The following is a 1,232-nucleotide window of genomic DNA, read 5'->3' as shown; positions in this document are numbered from 1 at the left end:
CGCGGCGCGGCGCGGCGCGGAGAACAGCCGCAATGGGCGAAACCTGGGCCACACTGGTCTGATGACGGGTACGCGACGGTTCCCCCCGGGCACGCTTCGAAGGACCGCCAGACGCGCGGCCACCGGATTCGGTGCGGCAGGCGCATTGAGCCTCGCCTATGCCGCCGGCTATGAGCGGAGCGCGTACACTCTGCGCCGTCTGGTGGTTCCGGCGCTGGCTGGCGAGGTCCGCCCGCTGCGTATCCTGCACATCTCTGATCTGCACATCACCCCCAAACAGGGGGGGAAACTGGCGTGGATCTCGGAGCTGGCTCGTCTGATGCCCGATCTTGTGGCATTGACTGGTGACGTACTGTCACATCCTGATGCGGACGGGCCGACCCTGGAGGCGCTGTCTCCGTTGTTCGGCTTCTCCGGCGTGTTCGTACCGGGGAACAACGACTACTTTGCGCCGACGTTGAAGAGCCCACATCACTACTTTTTGTCGGAGGACGACTCCAGGCCGAAGGGGCTCCCGTTGGACTGGGCCGCGTTCGCAAAGACCCTTGCGGGCGACAGCGGATGGATCGACCTGACCAACCATCGGACGGTGATGCGGGTCGCCGGACGGCGGATCGATGTCCGCGGCGTCGATGACGCCCGGTTGGGACGTGATCGTCTTTCCTCGGTGATCGGCCCTCGGGAGGACGCTGATGTTGAACTGCGGCTCGGGTTGTCGCACACTCCGGAGCCGCGGGTGCTGGACGCCTACACCTCCGATGGGGTGGCGCTGACGCTGTCCGGGCACACCCACGGCGGCCAGGTCCGGGTGCCGTTCCTCGGGGCGCTGGTCACCAACTGCGGTATTGATCGTGCCCGGGTGCGCGGGCTCTCCCGGTACGAGGCGGGCGGGCGGGGGTCGTGGCTGCATGTATCCGCTGGTCTGGGGACCTCACCATTTGCGCCGGTCCGCTTCGCCTGCCGGCCCGAAGCTACTTTGATCACACTTACAGCCGCGCCTTGAGGGCCGGCGCGGCCAGCGGAGGCGATCCCACAGCTCCCTTGGAGCCAAGGCGGCCCACGGAACTCGGTGTCCCAGGCTGCTTGATGGATCAGGTAGACTCTGCGATGGTCGCGGGGTGTGGCGCAGCTTGGTAGCGCGCTTCGTTCGGGACGAAGAGGTCGTGGGTTCGAATCCCGCCACCCCGACCCAGGTCAGGGGCATGATCTGCAACAGGGGATCATGCCCCTGA

General features: G+C 66.8%; 1 protein-coding gene and 1 tRNA gene. Both read left to right on the top strand.

Annotated features, from left to right (window positions below):
- The first annotated feature begins 61 nt into the window (after positions 1–61).
- Positions 62–1,003, top strand: a complete 942-nt coding sequence (locus MJ783_RS14630; protein WP_239311005.1) for a metallophosphoesterase — start codon at positions 62–64, stop codon at positions 1,001–1,003.
- A 111-nt stretch (positions 1,004–1,114) separates the two neighbouring features.
- Positions 1,115–1,188 (top strand) — tRNA-Pro (locus tag MJ783_RS14625).
- Positions 1,189–1,232: the final 44 nt, after the last annotated feature.

It is taken from the genome of Protofrankia sp. Cj3 (assembly GCF_917627355.1).
Taxonomy (GTDB): domain Bacteria; phylum Actinomycetota; class Actinomycetes; order Frankiales; family Frankiaceae; genus Protofrankia.
Note: the sequence above shows the minus strand (reverse complement) of the source record. Positions and strands in the feature narration are given on the sequence as shown.

Bases quoted from the DNA above. Each gene is read 5' to 3' on its own strand.
- MJ783_RS14630 (WP_239311005.1), top strand. From the start codon at position 62: ATGACGGGTACGCGACGGTTCCCCCCGGGCACGCTTCGAAGGACCGCC.